At 68.1% G+C, this 6,006-nt stretch carries 5 protein-coding genes; 3 read left to right on the top strand and 2 right to left on the bottom strand.

From position 1 onward, the window contains the following. Positions 1–52: 52 nt before the first annotated feature. Positions 53–760, bottom strand: a complete 708-nt coding sequence (locus DFP85_RS17355) for a YggS family pyridoxal phosphate-dependent enzyme (protein WP_133637678.1) — start codon at positions 758–760, stop codon at positions 53–55. A 63-nt stretch (positions 761–823) separates the two neighbouring features. On the opposite strand from DFP85_RS17355, the gene DFP85_RS17360 reads away from it, so the two are divergent. Continuing rightward, positions 824–1,858, top strand: coding sequence for a type IV pilus twitching motility protein PilT (locus tag DFP85_RS17360; RefSeq protein ID WP_106232253.1), 1,035 nt, complete (start codon positions 824–826; stop codon positions 1,856–1,858). Between the two features lie 31 nt (positions 1,859–1,889). After that, the gene (locus DFP85_RS17365; RefSeq protein ID WP_133637679.1) at positions 1,890–3,032 is read left to right on the top strand and encodes a PilT/PilU family type 4a pilus ATPase; all 1,143 of its coding nucleotides are present in this window, start codon (positions 1,890–1,892) and stop codon (positions 3,030–3,032) included. On the opposite strand, the gene DFP85_RS17370 is transcribed toward DFP85_RS17365, so the two are convergent. Continuing rightward, a complete protein-coding gene (locus DFP85_RS17370; protein WP_133637680.1) occupies positions 3,029–4,159 on the bottom strand; it encodes an anhydro-N-acetylmuramic acid kinase in 1,131 nt (376 codons plus the stop codon). The genes DFP85_RS17365 and DFP85_RS17370 overlap by 4 nt on opposite strands. A 113-nt stretch (positions 4,160–4,272) precedes the next feature. On the opposite strand from DFP85_RS17370, the gene tyrS reads away from it, so the two are divergent. Continuing rightward, entirely contained in the window at positions 4,273–5,472 is a 1,200-nt protein-coding gene (gene tyrS, locus DFP85_RS17375) for a tyrosine--tRNA ligase (protein ID WP_133637681.1), read from the top strand. Positions 5,473–6,006: the final 534 nt, after the last annotated feature.

Raw genomic sequence — 6,006 nt, forward strand, 5'->3', positions numbered from 1 at the left:
CTGTGTCGTTCGACGAATGAGGCCGGCGTGGCTCACCGGCATCGGGTGGTTGTCACTCTCGTACGCTGCGTTCCCCGAAGATCGCGGTGCCCAGGCGGACCAGGGTGGCCCCCTCGAGCACGGCGGCCTCCAGGTCGGCAGTCATGCCCATCGAGAGGGTATCCAGCGGCGCCCCGGGGAGGCGCTCGCGGAGTGCCTCGAGGGCCTCGCGGAGGCGGGCGAAGGGCACGCGCTGGTCCTCCAGTCCCTCGGCCGGCGCCGGGATCGCCATCAGCCCGCGCAGGCGCAGCTGGGGCAGCGCCTGGACCGCCTCGGCCAGGGCGGGCAGCGCCTCGAGCGAGACGCCGGACTTGCTCGCCTCGTCGCTGATGTTGACCTGCAGGCAGATGTCCAGCGGGCCGAGCGCTGCGGGGCGTTGATCGTTCAGACGCCGGGCGATCTTCTCACGGTCTACGCTATGCACCCAGGCGAAGTGCCCGGCCACGTCGCGGGTCTTGTTGGATTGCAGCGGACCGATGAAATGCCAGACGATGGGGTCCAGGTCCGCCAGCTCGGCCTGCTTGTCCAGGGCTTCCTGGACATAGTTCTCGCCGAACTCGCGTTGGCCCAGGTGCCAGGCCTCGCGGATCATGGCGGCGGGCTTGGTCTTGCTGACGGCCAGCAGCCGGGCGCCATCGGCAGGTCGGCCGGCGGCATTCAGCGCGTCGGCGAGCCGGGTGCGGGCGGCGGCCAGGGACTCGGAAAGTACCAGGTCCGTCATGTCTGAGTGTCTGTCATACTGGGCATACTGAAGGGAACCTTATCCCGGGAGCAGGGGAAACGCATGGATATTACCGAACTGCTGGCATTCTCGGCAAAGCAGAACGCCTCCGACCTCCACCTCTCGGCGGGCCTGCCGCCGATGATCCGCGTCGATGGCGACATCCGCCGGCTCAACGTGCCGGCCATGGAGGACCGCGAGGTCCGCAAGCTGATCTACGACATCATGGCGGACCGCCAGCGCCGCGACTACGAGGAGTTCTTCGAGACCGACTTCTCCTTCGAGGTGCCGGGCGTCTCGCGCTTCCGTGTCAACGTCTTCAACCAGGCCCGCGGGGCCGGGGCGGTGTTCCGGACCATCCCCACCGAGGTGCTGACCCTGGAGGACCTGGGCATGGGGCCGGTCTTCCGCCAGCTCTCCATGCTGCCCCGCGGCCTGGTGCTGGTCACCGGCCCCACCGGCTCGGGCAAGAGCACCACGCTGGCGGCGATGATCGACTACATCAACGACAATCGCTTCGAGCACATCCTCACCATCGAGGACCCGGTGGAGTTCGTGCACCGCAGCAAGCGCTGCCTGGTCAACCAGCGCGAGGTGCACCGCGATACCCATGGCTTCGCCCCGGCGCTGCGCAGTGCGCTGCGCGAGGACCCGGACATCATCCTGGTCGGCGAGCTGCGCGACCTGGAGACGATCCGGCTGGCGCTGACCGCGGCCGAGACCGGCCACCTCGTGTTCGGCACCCTGCATACCACCTCCGCGGCCAAGACCATCGACCGGATCATCGACGTCTTTCCCGGCGAGGAGAAGTCCATGGTGCGCTCGATGCTCTCCGAGTCACTGCAGGCGGTGATCTCCCAGGCTCTGCTCAAGCGTCAGGGCGGCGGCCGGGTGGCGGCCCACGAGATCCTGGTGGCCACCGCGGCGGTGCGTAACCTGATCCGCGAGGACAAGGTGGCGCAGATCTACTCGGCGATCCAGACCGGCGGCAACCTGGGCATGCAGACCCTGGATGCCTCGCTGGCGCGCCTGGTGGCGGACAACATGGTGGCGCGCGAGGAAGCCCAGGCGAAGGCCAAGGGCGTGCTGGCGAGCTGAGGACGCGACAACGACAACAAGGAGCAGGGACATGACGGCAAAAGAGTGGCTCCACCAGCTGCTGGACATCATGGTGCAGAAGGAGGCGTCGGATCTGCTGATCTCGGTGAACGCGCCGCCGACCCTGAAGATGGCCGGCCAGCTCACCCCCCTGGGGGACCAGGGGCTCAGCGTGGCGCAGGTCACCGAACTGGTCGGTGCCTCGATCCCCGATGCGGTGCTGGAACGCTTCCGCGTCGAGCACGAGGCCAACTTCGCGCTGAGCCTCAAGGACAAGGGGCGTTTTCGCGTCAGTGCCTTCCAGCAGCGCAACCAGATGGCCATGGTGATCCGGCGCATCGGCTTCGAGATCCCTCATCTGGAGGAGCTGTCGCTGCCCTCCACGCTCGGCGAGCTGGCCAACAACAAGCGCGGCCTGGTGTTCGTGGTCGGGGGGACCGGGACCGGCAAGTCGACCACCCTGGCGTCGATGATCCAGCAGCGCAACGAGACCCTCGGCGGCCACATCATCAGCGTCGAGGATCCCATCGAGTACGTGCACCCGCACCGCAAGGCGATCGTCAACCAGCGCGAGGTCGGCATCGACACCGAATCCTTCGAGGTGGCGCTGAAGAACACCCTGCGCCAGGCGCCGGACGTGATCCTGATCGGCGAGGTGCGCACCCGGGAGACCATGGAGCACGCCCTGACCTTCGCCGAGACCGGCCACCTCTGCCTGGCGACCCTGCACGCCAACAACGCCAACCAGGCGTTGGACCGGATCATCAACTTCTTCCCCATCGAGCGACACTCCCAGGTGTGGCTCGACCTCTCGCTCAACCTGCGGGCCATCGTCGCCCAGCAGCTGCTGCCCACGGTGGATGGCGGGCGCTGCCCGGCCATCGAGATCATGCTCAAGTCGCCGTTGATCGGCGACCTGGTGCGCAAGGGGGAGGTCTCCGAGATCAAGAACGTTATGGCTCGCTCGCGGGATCTCGGCATGCAGACCTTCGACCAGGCGCTCTTCGACCTCTTCAAGGCCGGCAAGATCACCGAGGAGGTGGCGCTGGTGCACGCCGACTCGGCCAATGACCTGCGCATGATGATCAAGTATGGCGACGAGAGCAGCGAGGGCGTGGCCGGGGCCCGGGAGGCGGCCAGCCACCTCTCGCTGCGCGGCGAGGACGACTTCTAGGAAGCGTAGACCCCGCCCAGCACCCGGGGGCCGGCGGCGCCGGTCACCGAGGGCAGGCTGCCGGGCAGGCCGGCCAGTCGCCGCCACGCCAGCCAGGCGAAGGCGCCGGCCTCCAGCCACTCGGCGGGCCAGCCCCAGTCCTCCCCGGGGAGCAGCGGCGTCTCCGGCAGCCGGCGGGCCAGGCGGGCCAGCAGGTCCGGATTGCGGGCGCCGCCGCCGCAGGGCACCAGCACCGCGGCAGGCGGGGCATCGAGGCGCTCCCGGGCCATCCCCACGCTGAGGGCCACGCTGGCCGCGGTCAGCTCGGCGAGGGTGGCCTGGACGTCCTGCGGGGCCTCCCCGCCCCGAAGGTGTCCCTGCAGCCATTCCTGGTGGAAGAGTTCCCGGCCCGTGCTGCGTGGAGGCGGCAGGTGGAAGAAGGGCTCCGCCAGCAGCCGCTCCAGCAGCGCCTCGTCGACCCGCCCCGAGGCCGCCCAGGCGCCGTCAGCATCGAAGCGTCCCCCGCGATGCCGGGCATGCCAGGCATCCAGCAGGGCATTGGCCGGGCCGGTGTCGAAGCCCAGCGGCGCCCGTTCGTCTTCCGCGGGCGGCAGCAGGGTGAGGTTGGCGAAGCCGCCGAGGTTGAGCACCAGGCGCCATTCGCCGGGTGCCCGGAACAGCGCCTCATGGAAGGCCGGCGCCAGGGGCGCGGCCTGGCCGCCGGCGGCCAGGTCGCGACGCCGGAAGTCGCCCACCACCGGGCGACCGGTCAGTTCGGCGAGCAGGCTGGGGTTGTCGAGCTGCAGCGTATAGGCCGGGCCGCCGCCGTGGCCCCCGGGGGCGTGCTCGATGGTCTGCCCATGGCTGCCGATGGCCGTGATGGCATCTCTCTCCATGCCGCTCGAGGCGATCAGTGCCTCGACGGCTGTGGCCTGCAGGCGGGAGAAGGCGTCCTCGGCGGCCGCCAGTTCGCTGAAGGCCACCCGGTCGGCATGGCAGAGCCGCCACAGCAGGTCGCGCAGCACCTCGGGCATCGGCGTCTCATGGGTGGCGATCAGGCGGGGTGCACCGTCCTCGCGGATCTCGACGAGGGCGGCATCGATGCCGTCGAGGCTGGTGCCTGACATCAGGCCGATGAAGAGGCTCATGGGGACTCCCGGGCGGGCTCAACCGTGGATGACCGGACATGGTAACATCCCCGACCATTCGACTACCGAGTGCCCGCGGGGCCGCGGGCCGCCTGCTGAGTGGAGAGGAGACAATGACCGATGTTGCTGGCGCCCTGGCGCTGCTGAAGCGCGGCACCCACGAGATCCTGCTCGAGGAGGAGCTGGTCAAGAAGCTGGAGTCCGGGCGCAAGCTGCGCATCAAGGCGGGCTTCGACCCCACCGCGCCTGACCTGCATCTGGGGCACAGCGTGCTGCTGACCAAGATGCGCCAGTTCCAGGACCTGGGCCACGAGGTCATCTTCCTGATCGGCGACTTCACCGGCCGCATCGGGGACCCCACCGGCAAGAACGTGACGCGCAAGCCGCTCACCGAGGAGGAGGTCAAGGCCAACGCCCAGACCTACAAGGAGCAGGTATTCAAGATCCTCGACCCCGAGAAGACCGAGGTGCGCTTCAATGCCGAGTGGTTCTCCGCCATGAGCGCGGCCGACATGATCGAGCTGGCGGGGCAGAGCACCGTGGCGCGCATGCTCGAGCGCGACGACTTTGACAAGCGCTACAGCGCGGGTCAGCCGATCTCCATCCACGAGTTCCTCTATCCGCTGGTGCAGGGCTATGACTCCGTGGCGCTGGAGGCCGACGTGGAGCTCGGCGGCACCGACCAGAAGTTCAACCTTTTGATGGGACGCGAGATCCAGAAGCATTTCGGCCAGGCGCCCCAGGTCGTGATCACCATGCCGCTGCTCGAGGGACTGGACGGCGTGCAGAAGATGTCCAAGTCCCTGGGCAACTACGTCGGGGTCGACGAGGCGCCGGGGGCGATGTTCAACAAGCTGGTCTCGATGCCCGACAGCCTGATGTGGCGCTACTTCGAGCTGCTCTCGCTCAAGCCCAACGAGGAGATCGAGGCGCTCAAGCGCGATGCCGAGGCCGGTGCCAATCCCCGCGACATCAAGATGATCCTCGCCCGCGAGCTGATCGGCCGCTACCACGGCGATGCGGCGGCGGCCAACGCCCACCGCTCTGCCGGTAACCAGCTGGCCGAGGGTGAACTGCCCGAGGACCTGCCCGAGGTCGAGGTCGATTTCGAGGGCAGCGCCCAGGCGCCCATCGCCGCGGTACTGAACCGTGCCGGGCTGACCAAGAACAGTGCCCAGGCCAAGGACATGCTCGGTAACGGGCGGGTCAAGGTGGATGGCGACGTTGTCCAGCGTGACCATATGCTGGAGACCGGGAAGAGCTATGTGATCCAGGCTGGCAAGAAGCGCTATGCCCGGGTGACCATTGCCTGACATCTGTCGGCAAGTATCCCCACGACGCCCGCCCCGCGCGGGCGTCGTCGTCTCCGCCGGCGGGCCATGTCATCCACAGGCGGTCGGCGTGACAGGGCCGTGGACGGCCTGCCAGCCGCCCGGTCGTCATCGTCTGTTCACGGGGGCGTCATCGCCGTGACATTTTTCTTCGCGAGGGCCTTGCGCGGCCCCGGGGAAATCCGTAAAGTACGCATCCGCTGCCGGCGACGGGCACACGTTGCAGGCGGTGGAAAGTGGTAGAAGTGCTTGTTTCCATTCGGTTTTTTCGAAGCAGTTTCAGAAAATCCCGCTTGACGAGCTCGCCGCATTCGGTAGAATGCTCGCCACTCGTGACAGAGACCCGCTGAGGGCTCTATCGGCACTCGCTTCGCTTCGGCTAGATGAGGTTTCGGTCACCCGCTTCGCTTCTTCGGAACGCCTCGCAGGGTTGACAACGACAGCCGATCACGTAGAATACGCCTTCCTCGCAGGGCGCCGGCGAGACCGCCGCTTCATCAGAAGCCGGGCACGACG

The organism is Halomonas ventosae, from assembly GCF_004363555.1.
Lineage (GTDB): Bacteria > Pseudomonadota > Gammaproteobacteria > Pseudomonadales > Halomonadaceae > Halomonas > Halomonas ventosae.

Excerpts from the sequence above, each read along its gene's own strand:
- DFP85_RS17360 (WP_106232253.1), top strand. The coding sequence starts at position 824 with ATGGATATTACCGAACTGCTGGCATTCTCGGCAAAGCAGAACGCCTCC.
- tyrS (WP_133637681.1), top strand. The coding sequence starts at position 4,273 with ATGACCGATGTTGCTGGCGCCCTGGCGCTGCTGAAGCGCGGCACCCAC.
- DFP85_RS17370 (WP_133637680.1), bottom strand. The coding sequence starts at position 4,159 with ATGAGCCTCTTCATCGGCCTGATGTCAGGCACCAGCCTCGACGGCATC.
- DFP85_RS17365 (WP_133637679.1), top strand. The coding sequence starts at position 1,890 with ATGACGGCAAAAGAGTGGCTCCACCAGCTGCTGGACATCATGGTGCAG.
- DFP85_RS17355 (WP_133637678.1), bottom strand. The coding sequence starts at position 760 with ATGACGGACCTGGTACTTTCCGAGTCCCTGGCCGCCGCCCGCACCCGG.